This window comes from Heminiphilus faecis (assembly GCF_008728965.1).
Lineage (GTDB): Bacteria > Bacteroidota > Bacteroidia > Bacteroidales > Muribaculaceae > Muribaculum > Muribaculum faecis.
Genome location: NZ_VSMC01000015.1, coordinates 37,274 through 54,802 on the forward strand (window position 1 = coordinate 37,274; position 17,529 = coordinate 54,802).

The following is a 17,529-nucleotide window of genomic DNA, read 5'->3' on the forward strand; positions in this document are numbered from 1 at the left end:
ATAAGGTTTTACAAAGATAGCCAAAACCCTAAAATTTCGTATCTTTGAGGCGAAAAAAAGAGTGTTTATGAAGACGGTGAATATAATTATGGCAATGGTGTTGACGGTGACAGCGATTGCTGCCGGATGTATGACGTCGAAGCCTTATCGGAAATGCGAGGGTGTCGTATGGGGAACCACGTTTCATATAACGTATTCATCCAATGCTGTGCTTGACGATTCAATACGTGCCATAATGCGTGACGTTGATGAGTCGCTGTCGGCCTACAATGACTCGTCGCTGGTAAGCCGCATAAACCGATGTGAAACCAATGTGACCGACTCTATGTTCCGGAGGGTGTTTACTGAGTCACTGCGCATAAATAAAATAAGCGGCGGCAGATTTGATCCGACAATAGCTCCTCTGAGCCGGTTGTGGGGGTTTGATGCCGGAGAAGAAATAAGCCGTCAGCCTGAGCGGGAGAAAGTCGACAGTATAATGCGATTGGTGGGAATTGACGCGTGCAGCCTTACGGAAGACGGTCATGTCATAAAAAAGAGTTCTCAGACTACATTTAATTTCAGCGCTATAGCGAAAGGATATGGCTGCGACTTGATCGGAGATATGCTGTCACGTAACGGAGTGACCGATTACATGGTGGAGATAGGCGGGGAGATAGTGGTGCGAGGTAAAAATTCACGAGGCTCAGACTGGCGTATCATGATCGATGCACCTGTCTATAACGCCGATTCTGTAGTGCACGACGGTATGGCGGTGATAGAGATTGACTCGTGCGCCGTAGCTACATCCGGCAATTACAGAAATTATAAGATTATTGACGGCGAGGTCATGGGGCATACCATAAATCCGTTTACAGGCCAGCCGGCCAAAAGCAATATATTGTCGGTTACGGTATTAGCACCTCAATGTATAACTGCCGACGCAATTGCCACGGCATGCATGATAATGCCGCTTGACAGCGCAAAGATCATGGTGGAGAGGCTTTACGGAGTATCGGCTATGTTTGTAACCGCCAATGATAACGGAGACTGGGAACTTGTAACGACAACAGGCTTCCCGGAAATAACGCATTAATTCCGAGAAACCCGTCTATAGTTATCCGATAAAATGTTCTATTACTTTCTGATACGAAGCACCGGGGCCACGCTGCGATCGGCATCGGCGGGAAGATTGACGGTAAGGCCGTCAGATGTACGCGAAAACTTCACTTTGCCGTAGCCTATGAGTTCCACGCTTTTGATGCGGCGTTTATGGAATTTTGAATTTTCCGATAATGATTTTACTGTCACGGTGTTGTCGTCAGGCCATGCGAGAGCTATGACGTAGAGATTCTTGGGGGTCTGGGTGAATCGTATGTCTTTGGATGTTGCGGCTGTGTAAGCCCCTTCATTGAAGCCTTGTGCGTTTATGGCTATGTCCGACTCGGCTATAGGTCCTTCTCCGAATATGTGCCACGGGCGTGTAGAGTATATGCACTCGCTGTTTACAGCCATCCAATCGCCTATACCGTTGATAATCTCTTCTTCTTTTTCGTCAAATGTGCCGTCGGCTCGGAGCGGGATGCTAAGCAACAGATTGCCGTTTTTGCTGACAACATCGACAAGCAGCTTGATGACTGATGAGGCAGATTTGTACCAGTTGTTTTTGTATATGTCGGTATTGTAGTGCCATCCTCCTATGCACGAACAGGTCTGCCACGGCTTTTCGGGGATATCATTGGGCGCACCGCGCTCAACATCCCACACCAAAGCCTTCTTTTGCTGATCGGTCAGAATCTTGCCGAACATCACTGCCGAGAAATCACCGGAATGAGTGGCTTGATTGTGATTGTAAAAATGGGCGGCAATCTTCAGTCCGGCGTCGCTTACGGGATAAAACGGCACTCCCGTTACATCAAAATACAGCAGATCGGGGTTGTAGCGGTTTATTACGTCAAGGGTGCGGTTGTAAAAGTTGGTACAATATTCCACCGTAGGTATTGCTACACCGTTGCCCCAGCCCCACTGACGGTGAATCATGCCGTCGCTCCAAGTGCCGTAACTGTCTGGATGGTTCTGGGCGTATAGGTTCTGGGGATCAAGCCCCTCCCACCATTTGCCTTTGCCGTCTTCAGCTGTCAGGCGTCCGTCGTAGGGTACTCCCGCTTTGGCTCCGTTGCGGTCATAGCGCCGGGCCGGCTCGTACCATGACCACGCATGGTCGGCATGTAGGCTCACGCCAAACTTCAGTCCGTGTTTGCGACATGCTTCGGCCCATCCGGCAAGTAAGTCACGCTTCGGCCCTATGGCTTTGGAGTTCCACTCCTGATATTGACTGTCCCAGAGGTCGAAATTGTCGTGATGATTGCCAAGTGCGAAAAAATACCGGGCGCCTATTTTCTTATATAGTCCGACAAGCCGGTCTGGGTCCCACTTCTCGGCTTTAAAGAGCGGAAGTATGTCTTTGAAGCCTACTTCAGAGGGATGACCATAGTTTGCCACATGATGTTTATATTCATTACTGCCCTCAATATATAATGACCGAGCCATCCAGTCGCCTGAGCCTTCGACGCATTGCGGTCCCCAGTGCGCCCAGATACCAAACTTGGCATCGCGAAACCATTCAGGTACTTCGTATTGTGACAATGACTCCCATGTAGGAGCATACTTGCCGGTCATCATGGGCTCCTGTGCTTCCGATATGCATACTTCGTATTCCTGACCGAAAACGACTGTCGGAAGCATGAACATGGCAATAAAAAAGTTGCGATAATACATATTGATAATGGTATTGGTTTATTTTGAGGCAAAAGTATAAACTCTCAATTTTATTTTAGGTAAAAAAATCGTGATAATAATAGGACAAAATCGATAATGCGTGTGCTCGGTTTTTGCAGGTAGAATAATCTTTATTTAATTTGCATTATATTATAATGCTATTTTAATGATTTCTATAAATAAAAGTCCGGATCTGCTGATGCTGAATGTGGGGTATGCCCGTCATGACGGCGATTGGAATTTCCAAGATGTCAGTAGTCCTTTCTCTCGTCTTTACTATGTTACGCAGGGCTCTGCAGAAGTATTATTTTCTGAAGGTAATGTAAAGTTACGTCCTCATCACATGTATATGATACCGGCCTTTAAGCTGCATACAAATTCTTGTGATTCTAAATTCGAGCATTATTATATACATATATATGAAGCGTCTTCAACGGGAACCGGCATAATGGAAAATTTTGATTTCCCGATTGAATTGGATGCAACTCCGGTAGATTTGGAACTTTTCAAAAGCATATGTGAACACAATACCTCAATGGTGTTGAAAAATGTTGATCCGCGTATATACGATAACAAACACTCCCTTATTGAGTGCGTACGGCTCAATAGAGGACGACCTTTGTCTGACCGGATGGAATCGACGGGTATAATATTACAATTGATGTCAAGTTTCATGCGACATGCCCGACCTAAATATGCAATATCTGACAAGCGTATACAACTTGCGCTGGAGTATATCAGTCAAAACATCATGGAGCCTATATCGCTCGAAAATCTTTCGAAAGAAAGTTGTTTGTCACGTGATCATTTCATAAAACTATTTAAACAAGAACTCGGTTGTACTCCCGGACAGTTTATAATAGATCAAAAGCTTAAAAAAGCCCGCCTGATGCTTGCGGCAGAAAACATATCCATAAAGGAGATTGCTTATTCTCTCGGATATGATGATTACTCATACTTTATCCGTTTGTTCCGCAAGCATACATCAATGACTCCGCATCATTACCGCAACAGCTTCAATAAGTAAGAGGCAGTCTGTACGGAGTGTCAGTCAAGACCGTAGCAGTCGGGGTCCATAAAGAAGCGTATAGTGCCACCTCCGGAGGGTGCCGATGTCTTATTGTCATTGCCGGTAGTGCCGGTATTGGTGACAGCGGTTACATGACCGATATTTTTGATTTCTTCAGCCACTTTCTTCTCGCGATTAAAAGTCGGGCTCTTCTCAAAAGCTTCAATAAAGCGGTCGTCATCCATCTGGTTGGGCAGCATGACAATATAACGTGCCTTACCCTTGCTGTCTTTTACAAGATCAAGAGCCTTTGTGCCGTAATCGCGGGCTATGTCCGAATTATCTTCAGCGGCGTCTTTTTTGCCTCCGAAGTGTACTGTGCGCGAAGGTTTGCTCTCTTCGTCGGAGCTGTCGAAGCCGGCTGCAAGTATGGTTATTTTCACCCGTTCCTCAAGTGCCGGATCGTAAGCCGTACCCCATATGACATCCACCTCCTCGTTTATACTGTTGATAAATGTAGTAAGCTCATTGGTCTCTCCGGCCGTGAGCGGCGACTGGGCGTCGGGGTTATAATATAGGTTGAACAACAGTTTCTTGGACGAAAGGATGTCGGTGTTGCGTAACAATGGTGAACATAGGGCGTCTTCGATAGCTTTTGTCACGCGATGTTCGCCTTCGCCGTATCCGCTCGATATAATGGCTACGCCACCGTCACGCAGGGTGGTCTCGACGTCTTTGAAGTCAAGGTTTATTTTACCTTTTGTGGTGATTATTTCCGATATCGAGCGAGCGGCGGTGGTAAGTGTGTCGTCGGCTTTGTCAAACGCGTTGTCAAACGTAAAGTCGGGATATATCTCTATAAGACGCTGATTGTTGACCACAAGCAGTGCGTCGACATACTTTGACATCTCTTCTACGCCGATGTAGGCTTTGCGTATTTTGTTTAGTCCTTCGAAAAGGAAAGGTATGGTGACGATGCCTACCGTAAGAATGCCTTTCTCGTGGGCTATGCGTGCCACGACCGGCGCGGCTCCGGTACCGGTGCCTCCACCCATGCCGCCGGTGATAAATACCATCTTCGTGTTGTCGTTGAACAGCTCCGCTATTCGGTCGGCCGCATCTTCTGCCGCTATACGAGCTTTTTCAGGTTTGTTTCCGGCGCCGAGCCCGTCGCCTATCTGTACCTTTGATGGCACGGCAAGATGCTCAAGAGCCTGACGGTCGGTATTAAGAATGACAAACGATACATTTTCAATATCCTGTTTGTACATGTGGTTTACGGCATTGCTTCCGCCGCCTCCCACGCCGATTACTTTTATTATGGGTTCAGATGCTCTGTCTACGTTAAAGCCCGCATCGGACATCAAAGGTATATTGTCTTCCATCGATTCGTTCATTTTATAAGTTTGTTGAAGAGAGTCATTTATCAGTCATCGGGATCGTTTTCTACAAATAGACCGGCAAGGGTGTCCTGAATACCGCGCCATATGCCTCTTGTCTTTCCGCCCTGATGGGTCGTGTCATCGTGAGTTTTGCCGCCCTTGCGTCCCGAGCCTTTTTCGTCATCTTTCTTGGGCTTGAACCCTTCGTGGTCGTCGGCAAACGGGTCGACAGCCGGCTGTGGTGCAGGCGCCGCTTCGGTACACTCAAGTGTGTTCTGTGCTGCGGCATTAAGCAATGCCACGATGTCGATCATGTCGAAACTCTGCAGGCGGGGGTCGGATATGCGTATGGTGCTCGGTATTGCTCCGAGACGCACAGTGACACCGCTTTGTTCTGCGAGAAGATCGTTAAAGCCGCGCAATTTGGCACCGCCACCTACTATTATGATGCCTGCGGGAAGGTCGGTCGATATGGAGTAGCCCGCATATTTGGCCTGTTCGATAATGTTAAGCACAATCTCCCCTGCGCGTGCACGTATGTAACTGTTCACTTCTACCACGTCGGCACCGAAGTTGTGCAGTTGTCGAGCCTTGGGCTCGGCGTTTACGGCGTCACCAACTATGCGTTTCACTTCATCGGCACGTTCCTCGGTGAGATTCGTGGCCATTATATCGCGTGTGATGTTGCGCGAGCCTATGGGTAGAGTGGCAAGATAGTGTAGCGCTCCGTTTTTATATACCGATACGGTTGTTGTCTCGGCTCCGAAGTCGACGAGCATGCATCCGAGTTTCTTCTCGTCGGTTGTCACGACAAGATCGGCTATGACATTCTGCCTTACGTATGTGCCTTTTATAGAAAGTTGCTGGCGCTCAGAAAGGGCTATGTCAAAGTTGCGCAATATCTTTGGCTTGCATGTTATAAGATTTATGTCGGCCCTTATGCTTTTACCGAGAGTGCCTACCGGGTTGGAACATTCGAGATTGTCTACTACAAATTCACGCGGACACACGTCAATCACGCTACGGTCTGACAGGCCGCACTGCTTGGCCTCTTCGTTGATCTGCGCTATAATCTGTGCGGTTATTGCGGTCTCGACGTCATACTGTCTTACAACCTGTCGAGAAGTAGTCATCGTAGACCTTCCTCCGATGGATATGTATACACCCTTTATTTTTCGCGGATGTATATTCTGGTAGTTCTCGAGCTTGCGCATAAGAGACTTCACCCGGTTGCTTACCTCCTCGACATTCTGTATGGTACCGTACCGCACAATCTCCACGGCATAGTCATCCTCTACGGCAAGCAGGGTAAGTACACCATCGTCGTTTACTGTTCCGACGGCCGCTCTTATGTGTGAGCTTCCGATCTCCAAGGCTACGATATATTTCTGTTCCATTTAATATGACGTATAATTTTAATTACTTTTTTTATTACCGGCTGTCTTTTTGTGCTCCACGGCTACTCCGGCGCTGTCGCCGACAAGCATGGTGCCAATGTCGGGCAGCTCTTTTTCAGCGTCAAGATCGACTGCGCTTATTGCATGGTGAAGTCGTTTTACGCGTCGTGTGGCTACAAGCTGTCCTCCCCATTTTACAGTCAGGGTGTCATAAAAGTCCCATCCTTTTACGGGCAATATCTCTTTGTAGGCTCTTTTAAGCCGGTAAAACTTGTTGTCAAGGTCGTCCATGTCGCCTATGTTGATGACATGTCCGTGTATAAGCGGTATTAGGATTATGTTGCGGCGGTCCTCGACCTTGATGTGGGTTATCAGCGAGCACCAAGTGGAGTCGTTGTCGATATATCGTACCAGAGGCAGGATATCGCGGGGATGAAACAACGAGTCAAAGCGGCCTGAAATGACCGGGACATCGGTGTGATAACGGGCGTTGGCCGATATACGCTTGCCGTCCTTGTTTATGTAATAGGACCGGTCGTGCTCGAATATACGGGCTACAGGGTGGAGCGGATCCACCTCGATAAGCACGCGGCCGTCGGTAGTTGTGACACACCGCACCGACTCGATTTTGTCTATGGTCGACAGTATGTTTTCAATACTGTCGATGTTTATGCCTTTAAGCAGCATGCCCGGCGCGCGGTCGGGCAAGTCGCCTATTTCACGCGCTATCTCCCGTGCTGTCACAAACCGAGTGCCCACGGTGTCGGTGACCCGGATGTCAACACCCGAGCATCGAGCCGCGTCAGCCTGCGTACGTGACCACGATACGGCCACGACCACATAGGCCAGCAATAAGACGGTTATAACACAGCGCAGAATCTTGTTCATCGGCCGGAATATGCTATTTTTACTATTTCTGGCAGGCTGTCGCAAATGTCGCCGGCGCCTGCAGTCAATAATATCTCAAAGTTACGATTTTTAATCGTTTCTGTCAAATCACGCTTGTCAATGATGGTTTTATCGGCGGTTGTTATGCGGTCAAATATTATCTTTGAGGTCACACCGGGTAGCGGTTGTTCACGTGCCGGATAGATGTCAAGCAGTATGACTTCGTCGGCAAGCGACAGGGCTTCGGCAAATTCAGGCGCGAAATCCCTTGTGCGGGAATACAAGTGGGGCTGGAAGGCCACCGTAAGTTTTTTACCGGGATAGAGTGCCTTGACAGAAAGTATAGATGCTTTCAATTCATCGGGATGGTGGGCGTAATCGTCTATTATCGCCCTTACCGGATCATCCTCTTTAAGCCAGAACTCGAAACGGCGTTTGGGGCCGAGGAATGAAGCCACCGCCTCGCGTGCTTTATCGGCGTCCATTTCGCCTGTCAGATGACATGCCGCAAGAGCCGCCACTGCATTTTCAATGTTGATTTCTACAGGCACACCAAGATTGATGTCGCGTACAACGCAGTCGGGGCCTATGAAGTCAAACACGATAGAGCCATTGCCTCGGCGTATGTTCTCGGCATGAAAATCACCCTTGTCGCGTGAGTAAGTGTATACCGATACTCCTTCTACGGGCCGGGGCACCAGTTTCAGACCTTCATGAAGCACGAGCGCACCACCGGGGCGTATAAGCGATGTAAAATGGGCGAAACTCTCCAGATAGGCTTCTTCTGTGCCGTAGATGTCGAGATGATCCGGATCCGTGGCAGTAATGACGGCGATGTAGGGTGACAGACGGTGAAACGAGCGGTCATACTCGTCAGCCTCTATGACAGAGTAAGGAGATGTGGCGCTCAGTATGAGATTGCTTGAATAGTTGCGCAGTATGCCGCCGAGAAAAGCGTTGCATCCGACAGGACAAGTGTTCATTATGTGGGCCGCCATGGATGAGGTGGTTGTCTTGCCGTGAGTGCCGGCAAAGCATAATCCGTATGTGCCGCGTGTGATGCGCCCGAGGACTTCGGCGCGCTTCACTACTTCGTAGCCCCGTTCACGGAAATATGACAGCTGCGGATGACTGTCGGGGAGTGCCGGTGTATAGACGACAAGCACTCCGTCGGGATTGTCACGGAAATCCGCGGGTATTGCCTCCACAGAGCTGTCAAACACGATGTCGACGCCCTCTTTCTGCAAAGCACCGGTAAGTTCCGTGGGTGTGCGGTCATATCCTGCAACCTTATAGCCCAAAGAAAGGAAATAGCGCTCGAGAGCGGCCATACCTATGCCCCCGGCTCCGGCAAAATATATCTTTTTCTTATCCATCAAGAATTGAGTCAGTTTTAAAATACCCTTTAATCTTTTTCAGCAAGTATGTTATATATCGTGTCGACAATCTTTTCGTCAGCGTCGCGAAGAGCCATCTCCTTTACGTTTCGGGCCAATGTCGCGCAGCGTTCTTCATCGTTAAGAAGCGCCACAACTTCGTTGCCGAGTCTTGCCGGAGCATCGGAGTCAAGAATCATGACCGCGGCGTCACATTTCACCAAAGCTTCGGCATTTTTACGCTGATGGTCTTCGGCTACATTGGGCGACGGAATGAGTATTGTCGGTTTTCCTAACAACTGAAGTTCTGAAATTGTTCCGGCTCCTGCTCGCGACACCACAACGTCGGCTGCTTTATAAGCAAGATCCATGCGCGATATGAACGGAGTGGCTTTTACCACATTATTATATTTGTCGGCCATTTTTCGGCACTCGTCGGCATACAGTTTGCCGGTCTGCCACAATATGTAACCGCCCGCATTTTCAATCTTGTTGAATGCTTTAGCTATGCTTTCGTTGATGGTGCGTGCCCCGAGGCTGCCACCTATCACAAGCACTATCTTGCGGTGAGAGGGCAGTCCGAGTTCTTTACGGGCTTCCTCTTTTGACATGTCGGACGACAGTATGTTCTGCCGCACGGGGTTGCCTGTAAGGATTATGCTTTCCTGCGGGAAAAAGCGCTCCATTCCGGGATAGGCCACACATATGGCCTTGGCCTTCTTTGCAAGCAGCTTGTTGGTCACGCCGGCATAAGAGTTCTGCTCCTGCAGCAAAGTGGGTATGCCATGTTTCTGCGCTTCTTTGAGCATGGGTCCGCTGGCATATCCGCCTACGCCTATGGCCATGTCAGGCTTAAAGTCGCGCAGTACTTTCTTGGCGCGAAGCATACTTTTTGCCAGACGTGCCAGTACCCTGACATTGCTCAGTATTTTTTTTCGGTTGAAGCCGCTTACGGGCAATCCGATTATATCATAACCCGCAGCCGGTACACGTTCCATCTCCATGCGGCCCTCCGCTCCGACAAAGAGTATTTCCGTGTCGGGATCGCGGCGACGCAATGCGTTGGCTATGGCCAGTGCCGGAAATATATGTCCTCCGGTACCGCCTCCGCTTATAAGTATTCTATAATGTTTCATAATTGGTTTATTCTGTTAAAATTGTACGGGATTCGTGGCCCTCATGTCTTCAGGCAGCGATGTAAGCTCCTCTTTCACAGCCTGTCGCGAGCCGTTTTGGACTGCTGTGCGGCTTACGCTCAGCATTGCTCCAAAAGCTATAGAGGTGACAAGTATTGATGTGCCGCCCTTGGAGATAAGCGGCAACGGCTGTCCCGACACAGGGAATGTGCCGGTGGTTATAGCCATGTGAAACAAAGCCTGAAGCACTATCATCACTGCCATGCCCATAACCAACAGTACGGGAAAAGCCCGGTGGCACTTGCGTGCGATGACACCTGCACGTGCGAGCAGCCCGAGATATAGCAACATCAACGCTATGCCGCCTATGAAGCCGAGGTCCTCCAGAATTATGGCAAAAATATAGTCGGAAAAAGCGAGCGGCAGACGTGCGGTCTCTCGTGAATTGCCGGGAAATACGCCTATTAATCCTCCGTTGGCCTGTGCCATGTAGGCATACATCTCCTGCCGGTTGGTAGCGGTAATTGGCTCTTCGTACTTTGGAACATCGGAGAAGAAGCGGTCCATTCGTGCTTTCCATGTGCCGTGACGCTCATCTTTCTGTCGTGCATCCTGAACCACTACTGCGGTGGTTGCGGCGCTTTCGGCCGGAGCGGAGTTATCCTTAAGAGTCTTGACGGCGAGCAGTCCCACACCGATAAGGCCATATACACCGAGCACAAGCAGGAGCTTTTTCAACTCGGTGCCGCCGATAGTCATCATAGCCACACTTATGGCCATTAGCAATATTGTATTGGTAAGACCCTGCTTGAACAGTACGCCGCCAAAGGCAAGCACCACACAGGCCGATACAACTATGCCTTTGTTGCGTACACCGATGCCCTTGGGCTTCTGCGCTCTTGCCATGATTTTCGCTATCACGAGCACGGCCGAAATCTTTATGAACTCCGAAGGCTGTATGGTGATGCTGCATATGCTGAAACTTCGCCTTGCCCCGTTGACGATCTCGCCGAACATGGTTACATATAGCATGGCGCCTATACTAAGGAAGGCCACTATCCATGCAAGGCCGAAAAAGTATTTGTAATGCACTTTCTCAAGATACCACACAATGGCCACTCCCGCTGTAAGCATGACAAAATGACGCATGATGGGGCCATAGACTCCCGACGCGGCGACTTCACGGCTCGATGCACTGCACAGCTCAATGATGGATATGAGGCACAGCATAATGAATATGCCCCATATCGACTTGTCGCCATGACGCTTGTACGGGATGGCGCTTGCCGGTTTTTCCGGTGCGGGGGCAGTCGCCGTTGCACCACCGTCGGCGCCGAACATTGATATGTCGTTGTCGTTCATAACCGGTATGCTTTTATTTTATCTGTTAAGTCTTTTTACTGCATCTTTGAACTGGCGGCCGCGGTCTTCGTAACTGCTGAAGAGGTCAAAGCTGGCGCAACAGGGCGACAGTAGTACGGTGTCGCCCTGCTGGGATACGGATGCACATGTGTCAACCGCCTCTTGAAGCGAGTGGGTGTCGTATATGGCTTCGACCTTGTCCTTGAAAAAGTCGAGGAGCTTCGTGTTGTCTTTGCCCATGCACACTATGGCTTTTACTTTCTTTTTTACGAGCGGCTCTATCTCGGTGTAGTCGTTGCCTTTATCTTTGCCGCCGAGTATGAGCACCACATTGCGCGGCATACTCTCGAGAGCATACCAGCATGAGTTCACGTTGGTGGCCTTGGAGTCATTGATGTAGCGTACTCCGTCCACGGTATCGACATATTCAAGGCGGTGCTCCACTCCGTCAAAATCCTCAAGAGCACGGCGTATGTCCTCTTTTTTTATGTCAAGCAGACAAGCCGAGAGGCCTGCAGCCATTGAGTTGTACAGGTTGTGCAGTCCGTGCAACGACAGGTCGGTGCGGGGCATGGTCAGCGATATATGGTCGGTGTTGAGTACCAACTGGCCGTTGTCGTCGACATAAGCCTCTGAATTTTTTTCAAAGTGTTCGCCAAACGGATACATGGCCGCCTCTGTTTTTATACGGTCTAACTGAGCGGTAATCACGGGGTCGTCCTGCCAATATATGAAGGCGTCTTCCGGGGTGAGGTTGCGTATTATCCGGAACTTGGCGTTGATATAGTTCTGCATCCTGTAGTCATAGCGGTCGAGATGGTCAGGAGTTATGTTGAGCATAACCGCCACGTTGGCTTTGAAGTCATACATGTTTTCAAGCTGAAAACTGCTGAGCTCGATGACATATACATCATGTTTCTCCCGGGCCACCTGAAGAGCGAGGCTTTTGCCTACATTGCCTGCGAGACCCACGTTTATGCCTGCGTTTTTAAGTATATGGTAGGTGAGCAGAGTAGTCGTTGTCTTGCCGTTGCTACCGGTTATGCACACCATCTTTGCGTCGGTGTAACGTCCGGCAAACTCTATTTCTGATATTACCGGTATGCCGCGTTGTGCTATTTTCACCATTATGGGTGCGGTGGGAGGTATGCCGGGACTCTTTATTACTTCGTCGGCATTCAGTATCAGCTCTTCTGTATGCTTTTCGTCCTCAAAAGGTATGGCTTCAGCAGCAAGCTGTTGGCTGTAACGTGCCGTTATTTTGCCGAAGTCTGACAAAAACACGTCAAAGCCTTTATCTTTTGCAAGAATGGCGGCGCCTACACCGCTCTCGCCGCCTCCGAGCACTACTATCCGTTTCATATTGATTGTTATCTGATTTTTAATGTCACAAATGTTATTACCGCCAGAAATATGCCTATAATCCAGAATCGGACTACAATCTTGGACTCAGGAATGGCTGTGAGCGGACGCCGCAAAAGTGCGTCAGACTCGGCCGCCGACTTCTGGTAATGATGATGCAGGGGCGTCATTTTGAATATGCGTCGTCCGGTGCCATACTTCTTTTTGGTTATTTTAAAGTAGGCTACCTGAAGTATGACCGACAGGTCCTCGATAAAGAAAATGGCACACAGAATAGGCAGGAGCAGCTCTTTGCGTATGAGTATGGCAAAGACCGCTATAATGCCGCCTATGGTGAGGCTTCCCGTGTCGCCCATAAATACTTGCGCGGGATAGGCGTTATACCATAGAAAACCGATGAGGGCGCCGATGAATGCCGCCATGTATACCACCATCTCTTCCGACCCCGGTATATACATTATATTAAGGTAGGAGGAGTATATGATATTGCCTCCGAGATAGGCCATTATGGCAAGGGCCGTGCCTATTATGGCCGAGGTTCCAGTGGCGAGTCCGTCAAGGCCGTCTGTCAGATTGGCTCCGTTGGAAGTCGCTGTAACGACAAATATGACGACGATGATAAATAGAAACCATCCGCCGGCCATGGCATATTTGCCCATCCATCCGGTCAGGTAAGAATAGTCGAAATTGTTGTTTTTTACAAACGGTATGGTGGTCTGCGGGGCTTTTACATCCTCTGCCCTGTATTGAACCACTATCTCATGATTTTCTATATTTTCGACTTCGACATTTTCTCTCATCACTATCGAAGGACTTACAAGCATGGTTATGCCTACAATAAGACCCAGACCTACCTGTCCTACGATTTTGAACTTGCCCTTTAGTCCGTCTTTGTCGCGTCGTGCCACTTTTATGTAGTCGTCAAGAAATCCGAGTGTGCCGAGCCATACGGTAGCTACGATCATAAGCAGCATGTAGACGTTTGACAGGTTTCCGATGAGCAGACACGGTATGAGTATTGATATTATTATGATGATACCGCCCATGGTGGGGGTGCCGGTTTTTTTCATCTGACCTTCGAGCCCGAGGTCGCGTATTATCTCGCCGACCTGCATCAGCTGCAGACGGTCGATTATGCGCCGGCCAAAGACTATGGCTATGAACAGTGACAAAACAAGTGCGGCACCTGAACGGAACGTGATGTAATCCATCAGGCGCGCTCCGGGGAAATCAAATTTTTCCAGATACTGAAACAGTGAATATAACATATTTAAATCGTCTTTGTCTGTTAACGTGACTCTTCGATAACTTCACATACGACCTCCCTGTCGTCAAAATGGTGCTTGACGCCTTTTATCTCCTGATAATCTTCATGTCCCTTGCCGGCTATGAGTATCACATCGCCGGCATTGGCAAGAGCGGCAGCCGTGCGTATGGCTTCGCGGCGGTCGATTATGCTGAGAGTCTTTTTGCGGCCTTCCAAGTCAAGACCGGCCTCCATGTCCTGTAGTATTTCTGCCGGCTCCTCGTCACGCGGATTGTCGGAAGTCAGTATAAGACGGTCACTGCGCAGAGCGGCTTCTTTGGCCATGATGGGGCGTTTGCCCTTGTCGCGGTTGCCGCCGGCGCCTACCACGGTTATTATGGAGCCACGCGAGCCTACAACCTCTCGTATGGCCTGAAGTACATTGACCACCGCATCGGGAGTGTGGGCATAGTCCACGATCGCGGTAAAGCCTTTGGGCGAATGAAACGCCTGAAAACGTCCGGCCACAGGCACAAGACGGCTCATATTGACAAGCACTTGTTCTACAGGCCAGCCGAGCAATACCGACGCTCCGTACACGGCCGTAAGGTTGTATGCGTTGAATTTGCCGGTGAAAAGCACTTCCACTTCACGTCCGTTAAAATTCATGGTCGTACCGTTAAGACGGCTTTCGATGATGCGTCCGTTGAAGTCAGCTCCTGTGCGCAAAGAGTAAGTGTACTTCCGGGCGGCTGTGTTCTGCAGCATGACGTTGCCTGCTTTGTCATCTATATTGGTGAGAGCAAATGCCGAACCGGGCAGGTCATCGAAAAACGATTTTTTTGCGGCAAGGTAGGCGCCGACGGTTTTGTGATAGTCGAGATGGTCGCGTGTGAGATTGGAAAAAATGCCTCCGGCGAAATTAAGGCCGGAGATACGGTGCTGATGGGCCGCATGCGAGCTTACTTCCATGGACGCATAACGGCATCCGGCATCAACCATGCGGCGCAGAAGTGCGTTGATGGTCAGCGGGTCGGGAGTAGTCTGGGCTGTGGGCACTGCCTCGGTTTCGATGTAATTGCATACAGTCGACAGCAGTCCGGCCTTATAGCCCATCAGTCGGGCCATTTCATAGATGAGCGTGGCTGTAGTGGTCTTGCCGTTGGTGCCGGTGACTCCGATAAGCTTTAACGACTTTGAGGGATTGTCCCACCATTCCGAAGCGAGGTAACCCAAAGCCACCGCCGAGTCGCTTACCTTTATATATGTAATGGATGTTTCGATAAATTCGGGGAACTCCTCACATACTATTGCGGCTACTCCGCTATACTGCAGCAGCGGTATGAAAGAGTGGCCGTCGACTGTGGTGCCGCGAACAGCGACAAACAGAGCTCCTGTAGTGACTTTGCGTGAATCGCTTACCACATCGGTTATTATTTTGTCGTCGGAACCGATGATCTCTTCGATCATGATTGAGGAAAGCAGTTTTGAAAGGGATTTCATAACCTTGTATCTTGATTTTTTAGTTATCGTTTTTATTGCGCCAATGTCAGCATAACACGTTGGCCGGGCTTGAATGACGCGCCCGGAGCTATGGACTGCGACACTACGTATCCTGAACCTCTGAACGACACGTCGACACCGACGCTTTCAAGCATATTGATAGCATCGCGCAGGTTATAGCCTATTACTCCCGGCATGCCGGCGTTATGTTTTTTAGGCGTGAATTTCTTAACATTGGCAATTGACAGATTTTCGCGGATATTTTTGTGCCGTGACTCCTTTGTGGCCGCGTAAAGCGTGGGGCGGCTGTCAGGCATGTCTCCCGACCGGTAGTCGGAACTGTTCATCAACATGCCGCGTGAGAACATTTTCAAAGCTATGTTCTTTAGCACCGTACCGCTGGTGCTGGCGGCGCCAAACATGTTCTGTCGCGGATGACATGTCAGTACTATGCAGGAAAACAGCGGTTTTTCGGCAGGGAAGAATCCACAGAACGCAAGTCGTTTTTTGCCGGTATTGTAAGCTCCGTTTTCGATTATGTAGCAGGTGCCTGTCTTTCCGGCTATTTTTACGCGTTCATTGCGCAGAAGTTTTCCGGTACCGTGTTCGCCCCATACCACATCGGTGAGCATGCCGCGCATTTTTTGCGCGGTGGCCGGAGAGCAGGCTCTTCCTGTGCCCATGTGGGTGATAGGCAATACTGAGTCTGTGTTTTCTCCGATAAGTCTGTCGACAAGCCGTGGCTTTACATACACTCCGTCATTGGCTATGGCGTTGTAGATTGACAAAGTATAGAGAGGCGGTATTTCGGTCGAATATCCGTAGCACATGCGCGATAAGGCTATGCGGCCCCCTCGGTTGTTGGCCACGGAGTCTATGCGCGGCGGACGTTCTCCGGCGATACCCGTATTCATCGGGTCGAGAAATCCAAGACCTTTCAGTCGTGAATAAAACGCGCCCGGATTGTCGCCGTAACGCGAAGTTATGATTTTGGCCATACCTATGTTTGACGAGCGTTCGATAACTTCACGTATGGGCATTGATGCCGTGCCGTGAGAGTCGGTAATGGCGCGGCCACCGGCATATTTGAATGCGTGTCCTGTGGTGATGACCTGTTCTACATCGTTGACTATGCCGTCTTCGAGAGCTATCATCATCGACAAGGTTTTTACAACAGAGCCGGGCTCGTAGCCGAGTACGGCGCGGTTCATGCCTTCGATATACTCGTTTGAGTACGGGCTTTTTTCAAGATTGGATATGGCCTTGATGTTGCCGGTGGATACTTCCATGAGTACGGCCACGCCCCAGTCGGCATCGCAGGTCGTAAGCACATTGTTTAGCTCGTTCTCCACAATATCCTGCATGTTTATGTCTATTGTGGTGCGTATGTTATAGCCGTCTACCGGTGGTACGTCAGTCCAGTTTACGATGTCTTTTGTCAGCGGCACCTTTTTGGCAAGTCCCGGTTTGCCGTAAAGAAGAGAGTCGAGTGCTTTTTCAAGTCCCGATATCCCGTGTACTTCTCCCGATACAGGGTGTATGCCCACGCCGCCTATACTGCGTCGTGCCATAGCTCCGTATGGATTGACACGGCGGTTTACCCGCTCTTTGGTGAGCCCGGTCTTGTTGGGATTCTTTATTTTGAAGAACGGAAATGTAAGCAGTTGCTGATATTGCGCGTAAGATATATTGGACAGAATTTTGTAGGCACGCGGACGCTTGTTTTTATCTTGTTGGAGCGGTTTTTTCAACCGTTGCAGCCATTCCTGACGTGTCCTTACCGGGAAATATGTGGCCAGCGAATCGGCCAGCGAATCCAATGCCAGTATATAGCGGCCTTCAAGGAAGCGTTCACAGCGGTAGTCAATGCGTATATTGTAGAAGCAGAGATTGGTAGCCAGTATCTGTCCGTTTGATGACAATATGTCGCCTCGCTCGGGCGTGATAGTGTCAACGCGCGACAATTCGCTCATGGCTTTTTTATTCCATTGAGCGGCTGACAGAACTGAGTTGTCAAAGGCCTTGTAGGCTATACGGCCGGCAAAAAGAAGTATGAAGCCTATCACGAGGATATAGCGCAGAAGTATGTGGGTGCGGTTCTCTTTCTTCAT

General features: G+C 49.6%; 13 protein-coding genes. 2 read left to right on the forward strand and 11 right to left on the reverse strand.

Annotated elements, in window-relative coordinates:
• Nucleotides 1–67: 67 nt before the first annotated feature.
• The gene (locus FW767_RS07755) at nucleotides 68–1,075 is read left to right on the forward strand and encodes an FAD:protein FMN transferase (RefSeq protein WP_121698713.1); all 1,008 of its coding nucleotides are present in this window, start codon (nucleotides 68–70) and stop codon (nucleotides 1,073–1,075) included.
• Nucleotides 1,076–1,116: 41 nt separating this feature from the next.
• Here FW767_RS07755 and FW767_RS07760 read toward each other — a convergent pair whose 3' ends face one another.
• Nucleotides 1,117–2,757 (reverse strand): alpha-L-fucosidase, encoded by a 1,641-nt coding sequence (locus FW767_RS07760; RefSeq protein WP_121698714.1) that lies wholly within the window; start codon nucleotides 2,755–2,757, stop codon nucleotides 1,117–1,119.
• A gap of 673 nt (nucleotides 2,758–3,430) precedes the next feature.
• On the opposite strand from FW767_RS07760, the gene FW767_RS13135 reads away from it, so the two are divergent.
• Complete coding sequence (locus FW767_RS13135) at nucleotides 3,431–3,784, forward strand: AraC family transcriptional regulator (protein ID WP_205523865.1); 354 nt, start codon at nucleotides 3,431–3,433, stop codon at nucleotides 3,782–3,784.
• 20 nt (nucleotides 3,785–3,804) lie between these two features.
• On the opposite strand, the gene ftsZ is transcribed toward FW767_RS13135, so the two are convergent.
• From ftsZ to FW767_RS07815, 10 genes are all read right to left on the reverse strand, one after another.
• Nucleotides 3,805–5,130, reverse strand: coding sequence for a cell division protein FtsZ (gene ftsZ / locus FW767_RS07770; protein ID WP_121698843.1), 1,326 nt, complete (start codon nucleotides 5,128–5,130; stop codon nucleotides 3,805–3,807).
• A 62-nt stretch (nucleotides 5,131–5,192) separates the two neighbouring features.
• A complete protein-coding gene (locus tag FW767_RS07775) occupies nucleotides 5,193–6,545 on the reverse strand; it encodes a cell division FtsA domain-containing protein (RefSeq protein ID WP_121698716.1) in 1,353 nt (450 codons plus the stop codon).
• 18 nt (nucleotides 6,546–6,563) lie between these two features.
• Nucleotides 6,564–7,433 carry a cell division protein FtsQ/DivIB gene (locus FW767_RS07780; protein ID WP_121698717.1) on the reverse strand — a complete coding sequence of 290 codons (870 nt, stop codon included), beginning with the start codon at nucleotides 7,431–7,433 and terminating at the stop codon, nucleotides 6,564–6,566.
• Complete coding sequence (locus tag FW767_RS07785) at nucleotides 7,430–8,809, reverse strand: UDP-N-acetylmuramate--L-alanine ligase (protein WP_121698718.1); 1,380 nt, start codon at nucleotides 8,807–8,809, stop codon at nucleotides 7,430–7,432. The genes FW767_RS07780 and FW767_RS07785 overlap by 4 nt, the downstream gene beginning before the upstream one ends.
• Nucleotides 8,810–8,838: 29 nt before the next feature.
• Complete coding sequence (murG, locus tag FW767_RS07790; protein ID WP_121698719.1) at nucleotides 8,839–9,945, reverse strand: undecaprenyldiphospho-muramoylpentapeptide beta-N-acetylglucosaminyltransferase; 1,107 nt, start codon at nucleotides 9,943–9,945, stop codon at nucleotides 8,839–8,841.
• A 15-nt stretch (nucleotides 9,946–9,960) separates the two neighbouring features.
• Entirely contained in the window at nucleotides 9,961–11,307 is a 1,347-nt protein-coding gene (locus tag FW767_RS07795) for an FtsW/RodA/SpoVE family cell cycle protein (RefSeq protein ID WP_121698720.1), read from the reverse strand.
• Between the two features lie 18 nt (nucleotides 11,308–11,325).
• Nucleotides 11,326–12,669, reverse strand: a complete 1,344-nt coding sequence (murD, locus tag FW767_RS07800; protein WP_121698721.1) for a UDP-N-acetylmuramoyl-L-alanine--D-glutamate ligase — start codon at nucleotides 12,667–12,669, stop codon at nucleotides 11,326–11,328.
• An 8-nt stretch (nucleotides 12,670–12,677) separates the two neighbouring features.
• The gene (gene mraY / locus FW767_RS07805) at nucleotides 12,678–13,937 is read right to left on the reverse strand and encodes a phospho-N-acetylmuramoyl-pentapeptide-transferase (protein ID WP_121698722.1); all 1,260 of its coding nucleotides are present in this window, start codon (nucleotides 13,935–13,937) and stop codon (nucleotides 12,678–12,680) included.
• Nucleotides 13,938–13,957: 20 nt separating this feature from the next.
• Complete coding sequence (locus FW767_RS07810; RefSeq protein ID WP_121698723.1) at nucleotides 13,958–15,418, reverse strand: UDP-N-acetylmuramoyl-L-alanyl-D-glutamate--2,6-diaminopimelate ligase; 1,461 nt, start codon at nucleotides 15,416–15,418, stop codon at nucleotides 13,958–13,960.
• A gap of 32 nt (nucleotides 15,419–15,450) precedes the next feature.
• The gene (locus tag FW767_RS07815; RefSeq protein ID WP_121698724.1) at nucleotides 15,451–17,529 is read right to left on the reverse strand and encodes a penicillin-binding protein; all 2,079 of its coding nucleotides are present in this window, start codon (nucleotides 17,527–17,529) and stop codon (nucleotides 15,451–15,453) included.

Excerpts from the sequence above, each read along its gene's own strand:
- FW767_RS07755 (WP_121698713.1), top strand. The coding sequence starts at position 68 with ATGAAGACGGTGAATATAATTATGGCAATGGTGTTGACGGTGACAGCG.
- FW767_RS07760 (WP_121698714.1), bottom strand. The coding sequence starts at position 2,757 with ATGTATTATCGCAACTTTTTTATTGCCATGTTCATGCTTCCGACAGTC.
- FW767_RS13135 (WP_205523865.1), top strand. The coding sequence starts at position 3,431 with ATGCGACATGCCCGACCTAAATATGCAATATCTGACAAGCGTATACAA.
- ftsZ (WP_121698843.1), bottom strand. The coding sequence starts at position 5,130 with ATGTCCGATGCGGGCTTTAACGTAGACAGAGCATCTGAACCCATAATA.
- FW767_RS07775 (WP_121698716.1), bottom strand. The coding sequence starts at position 6,545 with ATGGAACAGAAATATATCGTAGCCTTGGAGATCGGAAGCTCACACATA.
- FW767_RS07780 (WP_121698717.1), bottom strand. The coding sequence starts at position 7,433 with ATGAACAAGATTCTGCGCTGTGTTATAACCGTCTTATTGCTGGCCTAT.
- FW767_RS07785 (WP_121698718.1), bottom strand. The coding sequence starts at position 8,809 with ATGGATAAGAAAAAGATATATTTTGCCGGAGCCGGGGGCATAGGTATG.
- murG (WP_121698719.1), bottom strand. The coding sequence starts at position 9,945 with ATGAAACATTATAGAATACTTATAAGCGGAGGCGGTACCGGAGGACAT.
- FW767_RS07795 (WP_121698720.1), bottom strand. The coding sequence starts at position 11,307 with ATGAACGACAACGACATATCAATGTTCGGCGCCGACGGTGGTGCAACG.
- murD (WP_121698721.1), bottom strand. The coding sequence starts at position 12,669 with ATGAAACGGATAGTAGTGCTCGGAGGCGGCGAGAGCGGTGTAGGCGCC.
- mraY (WP_121698722.1), bottom strand. The coding sequence starts at position 13,937 with ATGTTATATTCACTGTTTCAGTATCTGGAAAAATTTGATTTCCCCGGA.
- FW767_RS07810 (WP_121698723.1), bottom strand. The coding sequence starts at position 15,418 with ATGAAATCCCTTTCAAAACTGCTTTCCTCAATCATGATCGAAGAGATC.
- FW767_RS07815 (WP_121698724.1), bottom strand. The coding sequence starts at position 17,529 with ATGAAGAAAGAGAACCGCACCCACATACTTCTGCGCTATATCCTCGTG.